The following is an 18093-nucleotide window of genomic DNA, read 5'->3' on the forward strand; positions in this document are numbered from 1 at the left end:
CCCATGGATCGACAAATAAAAACAAAATCAAACCCTGAGAGCTTGCCCGAGGGCCTGACGCTGCGCGCATTGCGCGTGGCCGACACAGAACAGTTTCACGCGCTGCTCCAGTTGCCCGCGGCGATGAACGGCAATCCGCAACTGCCGTTTCGGACCATTGCGAGCACGCGCGAGTACCTGGAAAAACTCGAGGCGCCCGAAATCGCGATCGCGGCGACGGTCGGCGACACGCTGGTCGGTTCGGCGAGCCTCAGGCCTTTCAAGGGGCGCCGTGCGCATGCGGCATCGCTTGGCATCGGCGTGCACGACGCATGGCAGCGGCGCGGCATCGGTCATGCCTTGATGGCCGAACTGCTCGATCTCGCCGACAACTGGCTCGGTCTGCGGCGCGTCGAGTTGCATGTTTACACCGATAACAACGCAGCACTCGCGCTATATCGCAAGTTCGGCTTCGAGATCGAAGCGCATCAGCGCGGCGCGGTATTGCGCCGCGGCGTGCTGATCGATTGTTTCTTCATGGCGCGGCTGCGCGAGCCGGCGCCCTGGATGTCGCCGCCATCGGCCGCCCATCTCGCAGCGGAATAAGACCATGAAACAAACAAGGTTGCCGGACGACGCTGCACATTACAAATGTATTATGGTGCGCGCTCTAGAATCGTCGGACATGGATGCGTTCGCCGAGATCATGAGCTTGCCCGGTGTGCGGCGCGGCACGCTGTCGGTCGGCTATCGCAGTCCTGAGCAACTCGCGGCCTGGTACGAGCGGCGCCTCAAAGGCGGCGTGAACGTGTGCGCGATTATCGACGAACGCATGGTCGGCCATGCCGGTCTCGAGGTCCATCGGTCGAGCCGCGCGCACTGCGCGCATTTGGGCCTGGCCGTGCACGACGCGTATCGTGGCCGCGGTGTCGGCGCCGCGCTTTTGCAAGGCTTGATCGATTGCGCGGATGCGTCGCTCGGTTTGCGCCGCATCGACCTCACGGTGTTTGCCGACAATACGCCGGCCATTGCGCTGTATCGCAAGTTCGGCTTTGTCGAAGAAGGCCGCTCGCGCGGTTTTGCCCTGCGTGACGGCGTGTTGGCCGACGTGCTGCATATGGCCCGTCTGGTCGATGCACCGCGCCTCCAGACCATCTGAACGGATTCTTTGAGTGCCATTTTTCTTCATCGACCGCCCGGTCTTCGCATGGATCGTCGCGCTCGCCATTGTCGTGGCGGGCGCGCTGGCTATTCCGCAACTGCCGGTGGCGCAGTATCCGCGCCTTGCGCCGCCGCGCATCGTGATATCCGCCATGTATCCGGGGGCGTCGACTGAAGTCGTGGACGAGAGCGTCGGCAGCATCATCGAGGAGAGTCTCGATGGCGCCGACAATATGCTGTACTACCAAACGACCAGCGACAACCTGGGCGAGCTCGAGATCGACGCGACCTTCGCGCCCGGCACCAATCCGGATCTCGCGCTGGTCGACATCCAGAACCGGCTCAAGCAGGTCGAGCCGCGTTTGCCGCAGCAGGTGGTGCAGCAGGGCATCAGCGTGTTCAAGGCGGCCAACACGTTCCTGATGCTGGTCGCGCTGAGTTCCACCGACGGCACGCGCGACTCCGTGCAATTGAGCGACTATCTGAGCCGCTACGTGTTGCGTGAGCTGAAGCGCGCGCCGGGCGTGGGCTCGGCCCAACTCTGGGACGCCGACGAAGCGCTGCGTATCTGGCTCGATCCGATGAAGCTGCGCGAATACGGACTCGGCGCCGCCGAAGTGAACGCCGCGATTGCCGCACAGAACGCGACCGTCACGGCAGGCACGCTCGGCGACGCGCCGTTCGTGCCGGGCCAGCAACTGACGGCCTCAGTAAGCGTGAAAGGCCAGTTGATCTCGCCGGGCGAATTCGGCCAGATCGTGCTGAAGGCGCGGGCGGACGGTTCGGCTGTACGTCTGCGTGACGTCGCGCGAGTCGAACTCGGGCGTGACAATTACTCGTACTATTCGCGCCTGAACGGCAAGGCTGCGGCGACGGTCGGGATTCAACTCGGGCCGCGCGGCAACGCGCTGGAAACGTCGAACGCGATTCGCGCGCGGCTTGCCGAGTTGGCGAAAGGATTGCCTTCGGGCGTCGCCATCGAAATCCCGTTCGACAATGCGCACTTCGTGCAGATCGCGATTCACGAGGTGCTCGTCACGCTCGCGGAAGCGGTGGTGCTGGTGTTCTTCGTGATGTGGCTGTTCCTGCGCGATCTGCGCTATACGCTGGTGCCGACCGTGGTGATTCCGGTCACGCTGATGGGCGCGTTTCTCGCCATGTATGCGTGCGGTTTGTCGATCAACGTGTTCACCATGTTCGGTCTCGTGCTCGCCATCGGCATTCTCGTCGACGACGCGATCGTGGTGGTGGAGAGCGTGCATCGCGTGATGGAAGACGAGGGCCTGCCGCCACGCGAGGCCACGCGCAAGGCCATGTCGCAGATCGGCGGGGCGATCGTCGGCGTGACCGCGGTGTTGACGGCGGTGTTCGTGCCAATGGCGTTCTTTCCCGGCGGCGTCGGCGGAATCTACCGGCAATTCGCGGTGGCGATGATCGCGTCGATGCTGGTGTCGTCGTTCATGGCCTTGTCGTTGACGCCCGCGTTGTGCGCGAATCTGCTGAAGGCGCACACCCAATCGGTGCGTCAACGCGATGCGCGCCGTGGACTGCTGGGTTTCGCGGCACGTGCGGCAAGCCGCTTCACCTCCGGTTTCGACCGCGCCGCGCGTGGGTATCGCGGGCTGACCGCGCGCACGCTGCGCCGCATCGGACCGATGCTGGCCGTCTACGCGGTGCTGGTTGGTGCGTGCGGTGTGCTCTACTGGCAAATGCCCGGCGGTTTTCTACCGAGCGAGGACGAAGGCCAGTTGCAGGTGATGGTGCAATTGCCCGCGGGCGCCACCCAGGCACGCACGTTGGGCGTGGTGCAACGCATGGAAGAGATTCTGCATGCCGAGCCCGCCATCGCGAACGTTACGAGTGTGATCGGCTGGAGCTTTTCGGGCAGCGGTCAGAACGTGGCGATGGGGTTCGTCGAACTCAAGGATTGGGGCAAGCGCGATATCGATGCACTGGCCCTGCGCGACCGGCTCAACGCAAAGTTCGACAAGATTCTGGACGGCAGCGTCGAGGCGCAATTGCCGCCTTCGGTGCCGGGACTCGGACATTCCGACGGTTTCGTGTTCCGCCTCGAAGATCGCGGCGGAGTCGGGCTCGATGCGCTGAAGGCCGCGCGCGAGCAACTGTTCGCGCAGGCCAAGGCGAGTCCGGTGCTGGCCTCGGTGCACTCGGAAGATCTGCCTGACGCGCCGCGCGTCGAACTCATCGTCGACCGCGCGAAGGCGTATGCGCTCGGCGTGTCGTTCGATCGCATCGCCGACGTGCTGGGCAGCACCTTCGGCTCGACCTATATCGACGATTTCCCGGCCGGCGGCCGCATGCGCCGCGTGATGATCGCCGCCGACGCCGCCACGCGCATGACCGAAGACAATCTGCTCGCGCTCGCCGTGCCCAACGCGACGGGCGGCATGGTGCCGCTTTCGGCCATCGCGACGCGTCAGTGGACGATCGGCCCGGTGATGCTGACGCGCTACAACGGTTATCCGTCGCTCGACGTGAGCGGTCACGCTGCGCCCGGCTACAGTTCCGGCGCGGCGATGGCGGAGATGGAGCGGCTTGCCGCTTCGTTGCCGGTCGGCGTGCGCTATGACTGGGTCGATGCGGCACGCGAGGAAACCGCGGCCGCGAAACTCACGCCGCTGTTGATCGGCCTCTCGTTGCTGGCGGTGTTCATGGCGCTGGCCGCGCTTTACGAAAGCTGGACGATTCCGCTTGCCGTGCTGATGGTCGTGCCGCTCGGCGTGATCGGCGCGGTCGCCGCGGTGCTGTTGCGCGGCATGCCCAACGACGTGTACTTCAAGGTCGGCATGATCACGGTGATCGGCCTCGCAGCGAAGAACGCGATTCTGATCGTGCAGTTCGCCCGCGATCTGTACCAGCGTGGCCTGCCATTGACGCGCGCCGTGACCGAAGCCGCGGGCGCACGCTTTCGGCCGATCGTAATGACCTCGGCGGCGTTCCTGCTCGGCGTCGTGCCGCTTGTGGTGTCGAGCGGCGCGGGCGCCGAAAGCCGCCGCTCGATTGGCACCGGCGTGTTTGGTGGCGTGCTGGCCGCCACGCTGTTCGGGCTGGTGTTCGCGCCGGTCGCGTTCCATGCGGTCGCATCGCTCACGCATGGACGGCGGCGGCTTGCGGAGTTGCATCGCAAGCGTGCGGAGCGGCGGGCGCGCCGTGTTGCGCTCGAGCGCGGATCATTCGACGAATCGCCGACGGCCTGACCGTGCTCCACCGGTGCCGTGCTCAACCGGCCGGCTGATTCGCCGCTTGCACGGGCGCCACGCTAGTCGGCATTTGGGCATTGCTTGCCGACACGCGCGGCGCGGCCGGCATGCAGTCCGCGCGATACTCGGCCTGCAGCTTATTCTCCGCGTGTTGCAGATCGCGCGGGTAGTCGTCGTCATCGGCGGTCGGTTGATAGCCGACCGCTTCGAGTTCGCCGAGTTCGCGCATCAACTGCTTGTGCGTCACTTCGCCTTTCAACGGTGTGAACGGATAATCGTTGCATTGCTGCGGCGTGAGATGCGGTGCGGCCATGGCCGATGCGCTGCCAATCAGAAGAAGGGCGCTGAGCAGGGTTTTCGTTGCAAGCTTCATGTTCATGTCATCCACGAGAGGGTTCGAGTCGTCCCGCGTTGAGCGCTGCGGGTTGACATCAGGCTAGTGGAGTGCGCCTACCGGAGCGGCGTCGGCAACATTAAACTTGTTTTATCCTGGCGTGATTTGCCGGGTTTTCATGGCTTTGCGGCGAACTTAAATTTTTCTTCATGAAGCGGACATCTATCCGCTAACAGCCCCCGCGTAGCCTGCATGCAGGCACCGAGGCAAAGCGCCGACATTCGTCGAACCGCACGCCCGTGCTCTGAACGCGCAAGCCGAATATGGCATCATGTCCCTCTACTGATAACCGGTCGCGCCCGCCGCTTGCATCGGTAGAGCGGGCTGTGGCGCATGCAATGATCATGTCGCGAGTACTGACGATCGAAGATGATGAAATTACCGCGAATGAAATTGTCGGTGAACTGAAAAGCCGCGGCTTCACCGTGGATTGGGTGGCCAACGGCCGCGACGGCATGGCGCGCGCGATCAGCGAAGACTACGACGTGATCACGCTCGACCGCATGCTGCCCGGCATGGACGGCCTGACGATACTCACCACCATGCGCAGCATAGGCATTCAGACGCCGGTGCTGATGTTGAGCGCGCTCGGCGACGTGGATGAGCGGGTGCGCGGCCTGCGCGCCGGCGGCGACGATTATCTGACGAAGCCGTTCGACCCCGAAGAGATGGCCGCGCGCCTCGAAGTGCTGCTGCGCCGCAGTCAGACGCCGGCCGCGCAACTCGAAACGCACTTGCGCGTTGGCCCGCTCGAACTCGATCTGATTTCACGCAAGGTGCAGCGCGACGGCGAGGAAATCGTTCTATTGCCCACCGAGTACCGCGTGCTCGAATTCATGATGCGCCACGCGGGGCAGACCATCACGCGCACCATGCTGTTCGAGGCCGTGTGGGGCTATCACTTCGATCCGGGCACCAATCTGATCGACGTGCACATGGGACGCCTGCGCAAGAAAATCGACCCGCCCGGCGTGACGCCGATGATTCAGACCGTGCGGGGCTCGGGTTATATCCTCGCATGAGCGACACATTTTGATGGACACAACCTTCCCCGCTCAATCTGCGCTCGGGCGGCGCTGGCATTCCACCACCTTTCGCCTGCTCTCCGTTTACGCGGTCATCTTTTCGTTTTCCGTGATGCTGCTGCTGGGCTTCATCGGCTGGGCCGTGACCGGCGACATGGAGCGTGAGACCGATGTGGTGATGGACTGGCAACTGATCTACTTCGATTCGCTGCCCGATTCGGGTCTCGCGGACGCGATCCACCGGCGCATCGAGCATGAGCGCATGCACACGAATTACTACGGCCTGTTCGCCGCCGACGGCCGGCTGCTGGCCGGCGACGTGCTCGCCTATCCGGGCGCACTGCCCACCAATCGCACCGGCAAGACGCTCGATCTGACGCTCGCGCTCGGGCGTAACGATCAGGCACCGGTGGTGCGCGCCATGGCCGAGCGTCGCGAGGACGGCTCGACGCTCGTGGTCGCGCGTGACCTCACGCACATTCTGCGGATTCGCCAGACCATCATCAATGCCCTGGTGGGCGGAGGTGTTTTCTGTCTGCTCGCCGGTGTGGCCGGTGGTCTCGCACTGAGCGTGCGGCAGATGCGCCGTCTGAGAGCGATCCGGCGCGTCACGCAGCGCATCGCGCAGGGCGATCTCGCGCAGCGTTTGCCTATTGGCGGACGCGACGAAGTGGATATGCTCGCGCATCTCGTGAATCATATGCTCGCCGAAGTCGAGCGTCTGATGAACGAAGTGAAGGGCGCTTGCGATGGCATCGCGCATGATTTGCGTACACCGCTTGCGCATGTGCGGACGGTGCTTGCGCACGCGGCGGAGCGGACCGGGACGCTCGACGACGCCGAGTTGGCGAATCTGGTGGAGCGCGCGCGCACGGAAACGGATGCGCTGCTCGATCGGTTCCGCGCGATGCTGCGGATCTCCGAGATTGGTACGTTGCAGCGGCGCGGCGGCTTCGGTGAGATGCAGTTGGAGACGCTGATCGAAGAGGTCGGCGAACTGTACGAACCGCTCGCTGAGAGTCGTTCGATTCAGCTTTCTGTTCATGCGCAGCCTGTGGATGCGATCTATGGCGATCGTGCGTTGCTCTTTGAAGCGTTGAGCAATCTGGTGGATAACGCTATCAAGTTCACGCCTGAAGGCGGCGTGGTGCGGATGGAGTTGCGTCAGACGGCTGCTGGGCCGCAGGTGGATATTGTCGATAACGGGCCCGGTATTGCTGCCGATGAGCGTGATGCGGTTTTGCAGCGATTCTATCGCGGTAAGAGTACGCGGCATCTGGCCGGGTCAGGGCTGGGTTTGAGTATTGTCTCCGCGGTGATGCGGGTGCATGACTTCACGATGAAAATCGGTAATGCGCAGCCGGGTACTCGGATTTCGATTGAATGCTGGTCGAGGACACTTGCATGAGCCTGATTTCCTTTCTTGTTCTTGCGGGGGCGTGAATGCGCGTTCTCTTCGTGGGGCCTTCTCATCCGGAAGCTGCGTGGCTTTTCAAGGCGCTTCAGGAGAGCGCACATAGTTTGCAGCGAGCTGATGATCTGCGGGATGGGGTCTTTCTCGCGGCTCAGGAACCGTTTGATGCGATCGTTTTGATGGTGTTGGAGGTGGGGTTTTATTCTGCGTTGCTGGAGTTTGTTGTCAAGTTTGCTTCGGCTGGGAGTGGGGCGGCGATTGTAGCTGTACTGGGCGCGGCTACGGCGCAGGATCGCACCAAAGTTTTGCGCGCCGGCGCGGATGCTTGCTTCTGTCAGCCTTATTCGTTTATTGAAATGCATGAGCGGATGCAGGCTTTGCAGCGCATCGGAATGGGGCGAGCAACTGTTGGGGGCTCGGGTCCTTCTTCTGTTTTTTCCGCGGTTGATGAGCCCTCTCTGGATACCGCTACTCGGGAGCTTGTTTTTGGTGGGCGCAGGGTTGGGGTCACTCGTAGAGAGTTTCTTTTGCTCGAGTGTCTGATCAAGCAGGTCAATGCGCCTGTGGCGCGGGATCAGCTTATTCGGTATGCCTGGCCGGAGAAGGAAGATGTCGATCCTTCTAGTGTCAATCTGGTTGTTTCTCGGTTGAGGAGGAAACTTTTGGGTGATTTGCCTGAGGTTCGGATTGAGACGGTTAGTCGGTTTGGGTATCAGGTTTCGGTTGGTGTTTAGTTTTCTGTTTGGGGTTTCTTCTATTCGTGGTGGTCTATTAGTGTTGCCCCTGTGCGGGGCGGCACCTACTTTCTTTGCTTGCCGCAAAGAAAGTAGGCAAAGAAAGCGGCTTTACACCGCTAGCCTTTAAGCGGGTCCCCCGCGCAGCTACGGTAGTGGCGCATCTGGAATCCGTGCTCTCGCCCATTCCGCGTTCGTGACACAGCAGTCATTCTTCCGGCGGCGCTGCGCGCGCCGTCGCGGTACTTCTTCTAAACCATTCCTTTCTGCGTCCGCGTTGGCGGACGCGTGCGTTGCTTTTTCTTACTTCTCTCTCGTTCCCTCTGCTTCTACGACCCGTTCATGTACTCCCGTCAATGATCGGGGCATGAAAATCCAACGCATTTATTGAAAGTCTGTCTTGCAGGGGCGGTGTTTTCTGATCTGGATATATTCGCCTCGTGGCTGCATCCATTGCAATGCGGTCGCTGTTTTCAGGCATCCTCAATTAAATGGAAGGTGATTCATGAATCAGAAGATGAAGCTGGCGCAACTGGTCGGGGCACTGTTTTGCGTCGGTATCGCGTCGTCGGCACACGCGCAAAGCAGCGTCACGCTCTATGGGCTCCTCGACACAGGTATCGATTTCGCCAGCAACGTCAACGGCAGCCGTCTCTATCAGATGGCCAGCGGTGTGAGCGCAGGCAGCCGTTGGGGGCTCAGAGGCAAAGAAGATCTCGGTGGCGGACTGTCCGCTATTTTTGATCTCGAAAGCGGTTTCAATTCGACTAACGGTAGTCTCGGCAGCGGGCTCGCGTTCTCGCGTAATGCCTATGTGGGTCTCGCCAGTCAGACGGTCGGCACCGTCACCCTCGGGCGGCAGTGGGATCCCGTGGTCGATCTCATTGAACCGTTCTCGCTCAACGATAGCTACGGTGGCTGGTATTTCTCCCATCCCAACGACATGGATAACCTCGATAACGGCTTTGCAATCAGCAATGCAGTGAAGTACAAGAGTCCCACCATCGGCGGATTTACTGGCGAAGCGCTCTATTCGTTTGGCGGTCAGGCAGGGCAGTTTTCGAATAATGCGGCTTATAGCGCGGCGGCGGCGTATACGAATGGGCCGTTCTCCATTGGTGCGGGCTATTTGCGTGTCAACGATCCGGAGGAGTCGATTCAGAGCTATCAGAACAGCCCGGGATTTACCAATGCCGTGTACGGCAACTTTCTCGCCAATGCTCGTAGTCAGGGCATCTTTGCCGCCGGCGCTTCGTATCAACTCGGCAAGTTCAAGGTCATGGGCAACTTTACCAATGTCAATTTCCAGCAGGGCGACGCGGGTCAGGACGTCAAATTCCAGAACTATGAAATCGCCGGCACTTTCGCCGCGACTAGTCAGCTCAATCTCGCGGCAGGCTACACCTACACGGATGGCCGGGTTCACGCCACCAATCAGGAGCCGAAGTATCAGCAGCTCAATCTGAGCGCGGAATACGAATTGTCGAAACGTACTGCCGTGTATGCACTCGCCGCGCTGCAGAAAGCAAGCGGCGGCGCAGTCGCGCAGATTGCCGGCTTCGATCCGTCGTCCAACGGCAAACAGGTGGTCGGCCGAGTCGGCGTGCGGCACTCGTTCTAGAATCGGAGCGGTCAGTAAAAGAGCGCGCTATCCGCGAGGGTAGCGCGCTCTTCTTTTTAGGAACCAAAGTAGATGTTGCAGTAACTGGGTGGGCCGACGCAGCTGTCGGCAGTGCTCGAAGGGGTCGTCGCGCAGCCGGATAGCAGGAGCCCGGCTGCGACAGCGGCCGCTGCGAAGCGCGCGGAGCGTTTGATCGCGGTGCGAAGAGTCATCGATATCGTCGGTGAGGAAGAGGGTGGTGCGATTAACGGTAGAGCTGGTTGAGATAGTTCATCTGACCGTCACCCTCGGCTTTGATCAATTCGCGGTAGACCTGAGCGCGTGACTTGCCGTGAGCGTTCGTGGCGGTCGGCGAATTCCACTTTCCAGCGGGTGACAGTGTCGTTGAACGGCTGAGCGCGCCGCCCACCGGCGACGCGGCGACGGCCGATGTGGCCGCGGCCGCGAGGCCGGTGGCGAGCAGCAGCGCGAAAGTGGCGCGTGGTCGGGGATCGAGCATTGCAGGCGTCTCAGTGCGCGTAAATCGTCGAGTTCAGATACGCGAGCTGGCCGTCCTTCTCTGCGTGCACCAGTTCCCGATAGACCTGTGCGCGCGTCTTTTCGCCGGTGGCCTGGCCATACGGCGGAACCCAGGAACCTGCGGCATTGATCGCCGAGGTGCTATTCGCGGCAACTTGCATCGACGGTGCGGCGGTCTGTTGAGTCGGTGTCGTGGTCGATTGAGCGAAGGCGGAAGCCGTTGCGGTAGCGCCGATGAAAGCGATGGCGAGCGACAGTGATTTCATGTTCGTAATCCTCACAAATCAAGTTGGATGGGCCGATGCGCGAATCTCACTGCATTCGTGGATCGGTTGATGAGAAGGATAGTCAACCGGCTTTAGCGGATCGGCGGTGTGTGCATGAAAAGATATTTATCCGTTCGAGCGTCGGTGAGCCGATGAATCAGGCATTCGCCGGATGCATGTCACGAAGATAAAAAACGTTTCATGAAACGGCCGGTTTTGATCACGGGTGTGTCACCGCGTCTATCTACATTGCGGCTACCCGCACGGTGTGCGGGATCGGTCCGACAATGCGCGGGCCGGCGCCTTCTCTTACCCGGAATCAAACATGAACAAAGCATTGGCAACCACACTCGTCGCGCTGGCCGGCACCTTCTGTGCGGCAGCACATGCGCAAAGCAGCGTGACGCTCTACGGCACGCTCGATACGGGCCTCGACTACATCAGCAATCAGAAGACGGCCACCGGCGGAAAAAGCAACTGGATGATGGAAAGCGGCAACGTGAGCACGGATCGCTGGGGCTTGCGCGGCAACGAAGATCTGGGCGGCGGATTGAGCGCGGTCTTCGATCTCGAGAATGGCTTCAATATCGACAGCGGCAAGTTCTCCAACGGCGGGGACGAGTTCGGCCGGCAAGCATGGGTGGGTATCGCGAGCAAGCAGTGGGGCACCGTGACGTTGGGTCGGCAATACGACTTTCTGGTGGATTTCGTCGCGCCGCTGTCGGCGACCGGTTCGGGCTTCGGCGGCAATATCGCCGATCACCCGTTCGATAACGACAACCTCAACAACGATCTGCGCCTGAACAACGCGCTGAAATTCCGCAGTGCGACCTACGACGGTCTCACGGTAGGCGGCGCCTACGCGTTCAGCAACGCGGCGGGCGGCTTCAGCAACAACAACGCCTATAGCTTCGGCGCCCAGTGGGCGGGCGGTCCGTTCAATCTGGCCGTCGCGTATCTGCAGATCAACCAGCCGGGCGGCGTCAATCAGCCCGCCAATACGGGTGGCGCGGTGAGCAGCAGCGACGGCGACGCGACCTTCACCGGCGCGCGTCAACGCATTCTCGGCGCGGCGGGGCGCTATACGTTCGGCGCGGCGACGGTCGGCCTCGTCTTCACGCGTACGATGCTCGACGATCCGCATCAGATCATGCAAGGCGGCGCCTATTCCACGCTCAATGGCGATCTGCTGACCTTCAACAATTACGAGCTGAACGCTCGCTACGCGCTAACGCCCGCGTTTACACTCGGCGGTTCTTATACATTTACCGACGGGCATTTCAGCGACGCGGGCAAGAGCGTCTCGCCGAAATGGAATCAGTTCATGCTGCAAGCGGATTACGCCTTGTCGCGCCGCACCGATCTGTATCTGGAAGGCGTTTATCAGCACGTGTCGGGCGCGGACGGCATCGCGGTGCTCGGCAATGCCTCGATCTATTCGCTGGCGGCCTCTTCGAACAACCGGCAGGCCGTGGTGGCCGTCGGCGTGCGGCACAGGTTCTGAGCGAAGCGAGCGGACTATCCGCGCGACGCGAGCGCCCGCGTAAACGCAAAAGTCGCCGGTGATGAGCCGGCGACTTTTTTACATACCGTAGGACGCCTTAACCCGCGGCGTCGGTAACGCGTGCTTTAGCGGCGTTCGCGTGCGTTTGCGCACGCGCCGCCTGAACGTCAGGCGCGCTGCTGGCGGCGTCGGCCGACCAGCCACCGCCCAACGCCTCGATCAACCCCACGGAAGCCAGCAAACGTCGCGTATTGAGGTTCAGCGCCGAGATCTGCGTATCGAGTTCGGTAGTCTGCGCAGTCACCACGTCGAGATAGCTGACCACGCCGTCACGGTAGCGCGACATCGACAGGGTCAACGTGCGTTGCGCAGCGATGAGCGCTTCGTTCTGTTTCGTGGCCTCGTCGCCGAGATGATGCAGTTGCGCGAGGTTGTCCTCGACCTGCTGGAAGGCGAGCAGCACAGCGGCCTTGTACTTGGCGCCATTTTCCGCGAGCTTGGCGCGGGCCCGATCGGTGATCGCCGCGCGGCGGCCGCCGTCGAAGAGCGTGAATACGAGGCTCGGCCCGACCGACCACATTTCGTTCGGCGCGATCAGCCACGGCGAGAGCGTGTCGCTTTGATAGCCGCCGTCGAGGCCGAGCGAAATGTCCGGAAAGAACGCTGCCTTGGCGACGCCGATCTGCGCGTTCGCCTCGGCGACGCGCCGTTCGGCCGCGGCGATATCGGGGCGCCGTTGCAGCAGCGCCGCCGGCACGCCGGTCGGAATGGACGGCAAGTAGGCAGCGTCGGTCACGGCGGCGAGCGTGAAACGGGACGCGGGCGCACCGGTCAGGCTGGCGATCGCGTGTTCGAAGAGCGCGCGCTGCGCGGCGATGTCGTCGGCGGAAGCGCGCGCGGTGTCGAGTTGCGTTTGCGCGCGCGATACATCGAGATCCGATGCGATGCCGCCGGCGTGGCGGCTCAGCGTGAGCGTGAGGGCGCGCTGGTAGGTGTCGATCGTATCGTTTAGCAGTTGCTGCTGGGCATCGAGGCCGCGCAGGTTGAAATAGGCGCTCGCGAGATTCGCCTGCAAACTCAGACGCACCGATTCGAGGTCGGCCTCGCTGGCCTGCATCGCGGCGCGGCCGGCGGCCACTTCATTGCGGACCTTGCCCCACAGGTCGAGGTCGTAGGCGATGCCGACGTCGACGGTATTGGCGCCGTACACCGCAGGCTGTCCCGCGCCACGCAGTGGCCGGTTATCCGACTGCCGCTGGCGCTCGACCGAGGCTTCGGCGCCGATGGTCGGAAACAGGCCCGAACGCGCCTGCGAGAGATCGGCTGCGGCTTCGTCGTGGCGGGCCATGGCCGCGGCGACGTCGGGGTTCGCGGCGGCCACCTGTTCTTCCAGATGGTCGAGCACGGGGTCGCGATACACGCTCCACCACGCATCGCGTGGCACGCGGTCAGCGGGTCGGGCGAGCTGCCACGGGCCGCTTTCTTTGAACGTGGTGGGGATGCTGGTAGGCGGCGCGTGATAAGTCGGCGCGAACGAGCAGCCGTTCAGCAACGCCGCGGCCGCCAGTGCGATGCATAGACGGCGTTTATCCATGAGTGCTCTCCGCCGTGCGTCGGCCGGCTAGGGCGGTGTCGCTCGTGCCGCTCGGGCCGGTCTGCAAGCGCACTTCATCGCCGGATGCGAGCGAGTCGGGCGGGTTGTCGATTACGCGATCCGTGGCGTTCAAACCCGAGGCGATTTCGACGTGCGTGCCAAGATCGGTCGCGATCGATACGGGCTTGAGCTCCGCTCGATTGCCCTTGCCGACCACGGCGACCTGCAAACCGCTCTGCCGGAAGATCAGCGAGCTCGCCGGAATCGACAACGCGTGCGCGTTGGTCGGCAAGGCGAAATGCACCTCGGTGTACTCGCCGGGAATCAGCAAACCGTCGTGATTGTCGACCGCGAGCTGGACCAGCAAGGTGCCGGAAGACGGCGTGATGGCGTCGTCGGTGTCGACGAGTTTCGCGTTGAACTTCACGCCCGGCCGCTCGGGCACCGTGAGCGTGGCGCTCATGCCGGGCTGGATTGCGGCTGCTTCATCCTGCGGCACGCTCACGTAGACACGCAACTGATGCGCGTCGGACACCGAGAACAGCTCGGGCCCATTGCCACCGCCCGCATTGATGAGCGCGCCGATGTCGGTGGTGCGCGCCGTGACGATGCCGTCGAACGGCGCGGTAATGCGCTTGAACGATTCGAGGGCTTCGAGGCGCCGCACGTTGGCCTCGTTGGCGGCGACGGTGGCCTGTTTGGCGACGAGATCGCTGGTCTTTTCATCGGCGTCCTGCTGCGAGACGGAGTCCTGCTGCAACATCTGCGTCCAGCGGCGCGCGGTGGACGCCGCGAGTTTTTCATTGGCCACCGAGTTTTGCAAATCGGCGCGCGCCTGCTGCAATTGCTGATCGAGGTCGGGCGTATCGATCTCGCCGAGCAACTGCCCGGCTTTGACATGCGTGCCGATATCCGCGTACCACGCATGCAGATAACCCGACACCCGCGCATAGATCGGCGCATTGACGAAGGCCGACAGACGGCCGGGCAGCACCAGTGCTTGCGCGTCGAGGTCCCGCTTAGGTGTGTAAGCCACTACGGTAGGCACGGCTTGCTGGGCGGACCAGGTGGTCAATTCCTGTTTCGCATGCACGCGGCTGGCAACGCCGCTCGCCACGATGCCCGCTGCCGCGAGCAGCGCGACGATACCGATGAGCTTCAGATGACGCAGCCGTTTCGGCGAATTGATCTCGATCTCAGTGGACATGATGGACTCCGGGTTCGGAAGAAGAGTGGTCGTGCGAAGGGCGGTGAGCGGCGGCGTCGCGCCGGTGCACGATGCTGAATACGACGGGGACGAACAGCAGCGTGGCGAACGTCGCGCAAAGCAGGCCGCCGATCACGGCGCGGCCGAGCGGCGCGTTCTGTTCGCCGCCGTCGCCGAGACCGAGCGCCATCGGCGCCATGCCGATGATCATCGCGAGCGCGGTCATCAACACCGGGCGAAAGCGCGTGAAGCCCGCTTCCATCGCGGCGACCAGGGCGTTGCCGGTGACGGCCAGCCGTTCGCGCGCGAAGCTCACCACCAGAATGCTGTTGGCGGTCGCCACGCCCATGCACAGAATCGCGCCCGTCAACGCCGGCACTGAGAGCGGCGTGTGCGTGGTGAACAGCATCCAGACGATGCCGGCCAACGCCGCGGGCAATGCGGTGACGATCACGAACGCGTCGCTCCATGAATGGAAGTTCACGACGATCAGCAGATAGATCAGTGCAATCGCGCCGACCAGACCGAGCGACAAACCGAGAAACGCGCTATTCATCGTCTGCACCTGTCCGCGCAACGTGACGATGGAACCCTTGGGCACGTCTTTCTCCGTCGCGTGCAGGATGCTCTGAATCTTCGCCGCCACCGCGCCGAGATCCTGGCCTTGGGTTGTCGCGAACACGTCGTAGAGCGGTTTGATGTCGTAGTGCGAGACCACCGCATTGCCCACGCCGCGTGTAATCGTCGCAATGCCGCCGAGAATCTGCGCCTGGCCGCTCTTGCCGGTCACGGGCAGGTTGTTCAGATTCGACAGGGACGTCATGCGATATTGCGGCGTCTGCGCGACGATCGGATACGACACGCCGTTGTTAGGGTTGAGCCAGTACGTCGGCGACACCTGGCTCGTGCCGGACAGACTCGCCACCACGGAGTTGGTGACATCCTGTTCGGTAATGCCGAGCTGATCGGCGCGCGAGCGGTCCACGGAAACGGTGAACTGCGGATACGTCGACGCCTGTTGCATGCGCGTATCGGCAATGCCGGGAATCATGCGCATGCGGCGCATGACTTCATTCGCGTACCGGTGATTGGCGGCCTGGTTCGGACCGGCCACTTGCAGATCGATCGGCGCCGGTGCGCCGAAATTCAGAATCTGGCTGACGATATCGGCCGGCAGGAAGGCGAACGTCGTGCCCGGAAATTGGCGTGGCAGGGTTTCACGCAACGTGCGCACGAAGTCCGCGGTGGGCCGATGATTTTCGTTCAGCGAGATCAGAATGTCGCCGTCTTGCGGCCCAGCCGTGCCGCTATTGTTATACGTGAGATTGATCCCGCTATTCGGCAAGCCGATGTTGTCGATGATGCTGCGCAACTGGTCCGGCGGAATTGCGCGACGCACCGCGTTTTCGATCAGATCGAACTGCGCGGCGGTATCTTCGATTCGTGTGCCGATCGGCGCACGCACGTGGATCGCAATTTCGCCGGAGTCGATATCGGGGAAGAAATTGCGGCCGAGCCACGGCGCGAGCAGGAACGACGCCCCCACCACGATCAGAAAGCCCGTCACGAAGCGTTTGCGATGCGTGAGCGCGAGACCGAGCACGATCCTGTACACGCCGCGCACGCGTTCGAAGCGCTGCTCGAAGCCGCGCTGGAAGCGCACCAGCGGATTGCGCGAAGGCGCCGCGTGGGAGTGGCCGCCAAGCGGGTCCATCGTCGCGGCCAGTTCGCCGGAGGCGTGGCCGCCCGATGCATGGGCACGCAGCAGGTATTGCGCCATCATCGGCACGAAAGTGCGCGAGAGGACGAAGGAGGCGATCATCGCGAAGATCACGGCCTCGGCCATGGGCACGAACAGGAAACGCGCAATGCCGTCGAGCAACAGCATCGGCACGAAAACGATGCAGATGCACAGCAACGACACGAACGCGGGCGCGACGATCTGCGCGGCGCCGTCGAGAATCGCGCTCTTTACGTCCTTGCCCTGTTCCAGATGCCAGTTGATGTTCTCGATGGTGACGGTGGCGTCGTCGACCAGAATCCCGACCGCCAATGCAAGGCCGCCGAGCGTCATCACGTTGAGCGTTTCGCCCATTGCCGCGAGCCCGGCAATGGCCGCCAGCACGGCGAGCGGAATCGACGCCGCGATGATCAGCGTGGAGCGCCAACTGCCGAGGAACAGCAGGATCATCAGCGAAGTGAGCGCGGCGGCGATCACGCCCTCGCGCGCCACGCCGCTGACGGCACCTTTCACGAAGGTCGACTGATCACCCATCGTGACGAGCTTGAGTCCGGGCGGCAAGGTCGCTTCGATACGCGGCAGTTGCGCCTTTACGCCGGAGATGATGTCGAGTGTGGAGGCGGAGCCGTTCTTCAGAATACTCATCAGCACCGCGCGGTGCCCGTCCACGCGTACCACGTTGCCTTGCGGCGGATAACCGTCGCGTACGTGCGCCACGTCGCGGATATAGATCGTGGCGCCGTCCACGGTTTTGATCGGCAGCGCGTTCAATTCGTCAAGAGCAAGCGGACTGTTGTTCAGCTTGATGTTGTATTCGAAGCGGCCGATCTTCTCGGTGCCCGCCGGAATGATCTGATTCTGTTGCGCGAGCGCGGTGGCGACATCGTTCGCCGAGAGCTTTTTCGCCTGCAAGGCCTGCGGGTCGAGATCGATCTGCACCTCACGCGTCTTGCCGCCGTACGGCGTGGGAATCGCCACGCCCGGCACGCTCAGCAATTGCGGACGAATGAAGTTGGTCGCGTAGTCGGCGAGCTTCTGTTCGTCGAGCGTATTGCTGGTCAGCGCCAGTTGCAGCACCGGCACCGTGGACGCGTTGTAGTTCAGGATTTGCGGCGGCGTGGTGCCGGGCGGCATCTGCTTGAGCACCGTCTGCGAAACCGAAGTCACCTGGGCGGTGGCGGTGCGGATATCCACGGTCGGCTGGAAGAAGATCTTCACGATGCCGTAGCCGCGAAACGACTGCGACTCGATATGCGCGATGTCGTTGACGGTGGTGCCGAGCGTGCGCTCGTAGTACGTGACGATGCGCCCGGACATGTCGTCCGGTTGCAGGCCGGCATAATTCCACACCACGCTGATCACGGGAATGCGGATGTCGGGGAAGATATCCGTCGGCGTGCGCAATGCGGCAAGCGGGCCGATCAACAGGATCAGCATCGCGAGCACGATAAACGTGTAGGGCCGGGTCAAAGCTAACCGGACTATTTTTAACATCGAAGGCTGCTCCGTTCAGAGGCGCGATTGAATCTGCGCGGGCGTGTGGCAATGGGGACTCGCGTCAATGGCGCGGCCCGGTAACGGCATTCTGGGGAGCGGGCCCTAACAGGCGCGGACAAAACAAATGAAACTAGTTTTAGGAAGCGGCGTGTGATGGGTGTTTGCGTCGATAGGCGTGCTGAAACGGCTTTGGCGCTGCATGCAGCGCCAAAGCTT

General features: G+C 62.6%; 14 protein-coding genes. 8 read left to right on the top strand and 6 right to left on the bottom strand.

What is annotated here, in order from left to right:
* Window positions 1-3 precede the first annotated feature (3 nt).
* Genes ACQKRQ_RS37270 through ACQKRQ_RS37280 form a run of 3 tightly spaced genes read left to right on the top strand, consistent with a single transcriptional unit; the run spans window position 4 to window position 4358 of the window.
* On the top strand, window positions 4-585 hold the full coding sequence (locus ACQKRQ_RS37270; protein WP_427482631.1) for a GNAT family N-acetyltransferase: 582 nt from the start codon (window positions 4-6) through the stop codon (window positions 583-585).
* 4 nt (window positions 586-589) lie between these two features.
* Window positions 590-1138, top strand: a complete 549-nt coding sequence (locus tag ACQKRQ_RS37275; RefSeq protein ID WP_427482633.1) for a GNAT family N-acetyltransferase — start codon at window positions 590-592, stop codon at window positions 1136-1138.
* Window positions 1139-1151: 13 nt separating this feature from the next.
* Window positions 1152-4358 (top strand): multidrug efflux RND transporter permease subunit, encoded by a 3207-nt coding sequence (locus tag ACQKRQ_RS37280; protein ID WP_427482635.1) that lies wholly within the window; start codon window positions 1152-1154, stop codon window positions 4356-4358.
* A 22-nt stretch (window positions 4359-4380) separates the two neighbouring features.
* Here the strand turns inward: ACQKRQ_RS37280 and ACQKRQ_RS37285 are convergent, their stop codons facing one another.
* Window positions 4381-4734: a DUF4148 domain-containing protein gene (locus ACQKRQ_RS37285; protein ID WP_427482637.1), complete on the bottom strand. Its 354-nt coding sequence runs from the start codon at window positions 4732-4734 to the stop codon at window positions 4381-4383.
* A gap of 365 nt (window positions 4735-5099) precedes the next feature.
* Between ACQKRQ_RS37285 and ACQKRQ_RS37290 the strand changes: the two genes are divergently transcribed.
* The 4 genes from ACQKRQ_RS37290 to ACQKRQ_RS37305 all read left to right on the top strand — a co-directional run bounded on the left by ACQKRQ_RS37290 (window position 5100) and on the right by ACQKRQ_RS37305 (window position 9549).
* Complete coding sequence (locus ACQKRQ_RS37290) at window positions 5100-5777, top strand: response regulator transcription factor (protein ID WP_132375130.1); 678 nt, start codon at window positions 5100-5102, stop codon at window positions 5775-5777.
* 13 nt (window positions 5778-5790) lie between these two features.
* The gene (locus ACQKRQ_RS37295) at window positions 5791-7188 is read left to right on the top strand and encodes a HAMP domain-containing sensor histidine kinase (RefSeq protein WP_132375129.1); all 1398 of its coding nucleotides are present in this window, start codon (window positions 5791-5793) and stop codon (window positions 7186-7188) included.
* A gap of 35 nt (window positions 7189-7223) precedes the next feature.
* On the top strand, window positions 7224-7928 hold the full coding sequence (locus tag ACQKRQ_RS37300) for a response regulator transcription factor (RefSeq protein WP_427482639.1): 705 nt from the start codon (window positions 7224-7226) through the stop codon (window positions 7926-7928).
* Window positions 7929-8433: 505 nt separating this feature from the next.
* Window positions 8434-9549 (top strand): porin, encoded by a 1116-nt coding sequence (locus tag ACQKRQ_RS37305; RefSeq protein WP_132375127.1) that lies wholly within the window; start codon window positions 8434-8436, stop codon window positions 9547-9549.
* 244 nt (window positions 9550-9793) lie between these two features.
* Here ACQKRQ_RS37305 and ACQKRQ_RS37310 read toward each other — a convergent pair whose 3' ends face one another.
* Both ACQKRQ_RS37310 and ACQKRQ_RS37315 read right to left on the bottom strand, forming a co-directional pair.
* Window positions 9794-10048, bottom strand: coding sequence for a DUF4148 domain-containing protein (locus ACQKRQ_RS37310; protein ID WP_132375126.1), 255 nt, complete (start codon window positions 10046-10048; stop codon window positions 9794-9796).
* 10 nt (window positions 10049-10058) lie between these two features.
* Window positions 10059-10334: a DUF4148 domain-containing protein gene (locus tag ACQKRQ_RS37315; protein ID WP_132375125.1), complete on the bottom strand. Its 276-nt coding sequence runs from the start codon at window positions 10332-10334 to the stop codon at window positions 10059-10061.
* 325 nt (window positions 10335-10659) lie between these two features.
* On the opposite strand from ACQKRQ_RS37315, the gene ACQKRQ_RS37320 reads away from it, so the two are divergent.
* Window positions 10660-11838 carry a porin gene (locus ACQKRQ_RS37320; protein ID WP_132375124.1) on the top strand — a complete coding sequence of 393 codons (1179 nt, stop codon included), beginning with the start codon at window positions 10660-10662 and terminating at the stop codon, window positions 11836-11838.
* Window positions 11839-11935: 97 nt separating this feature from the next.
* Here the strand turns inward: ACQKRQ_RS37320 and ACQKRQ_RS37325 are convergent, their stop codons facing one another.
* Genes ACQKRQ_RS37325 through ACQKRQ_RS37335 form a run of 3 tightly spaced genes read right to left on the bottom strand, consistent with a single transcriptional unit; the run spans window position 11936 to window position 17874 of the window.
* Window positions 11936-13432 carry an efflux transporter outer membrane subunit gene (locus ACQKRQ_RS37325; protein ID WP_132375123.1) on the bottom strand — a complete coding sequence of 499 codons (1497 nt, stop codon included), beginning with the start codon at window positions 13430-13432 and terminating at the stop codon, window positions 11936-11938.
* Window positions 13425-14639, bottom strand: coding sequence for an efflux RND transporter periplasmic adaptor subunit (locus ACQKRQ_RS37330; protein ID WP_427482642.1), 1215 nt, complete (start codon window positions 14637-14639; stop codon window positions 13425-13427). The genes ACQKRQ_RS37325 and ACQKRQ_RS37330 overlap by 8 nt, the downstream gene beginning before the upstream one ends.
* On the bottom strand, window positions 14629-17874 hold the full coding sequence (locus ACQKRQ_RS37335; RefSeq protein WP_427482644.1) for an efflux RND transporter permease subunit: 3246 nt from the start codon (window positions 17872-17874) through the stop codon (window positions 14629-14631). Before ACQKRQ_RS37335 ends, ACQKRQ_RS37330 begins: the two co-directional genes overlap by 11 nt.
* Between the last annotated feature and the right edge of the window lie 219 nt (window positions 17875-18093).

Source organism: Paraburkholderia sp. NPDC080076, from assembly GCF_050281145.1.
Lineage (GTDB): Bacteria > Pseudomonadota > Gammaproteobacteria > Burkholderiales > Burkholderiaceae > Paraburkholderia.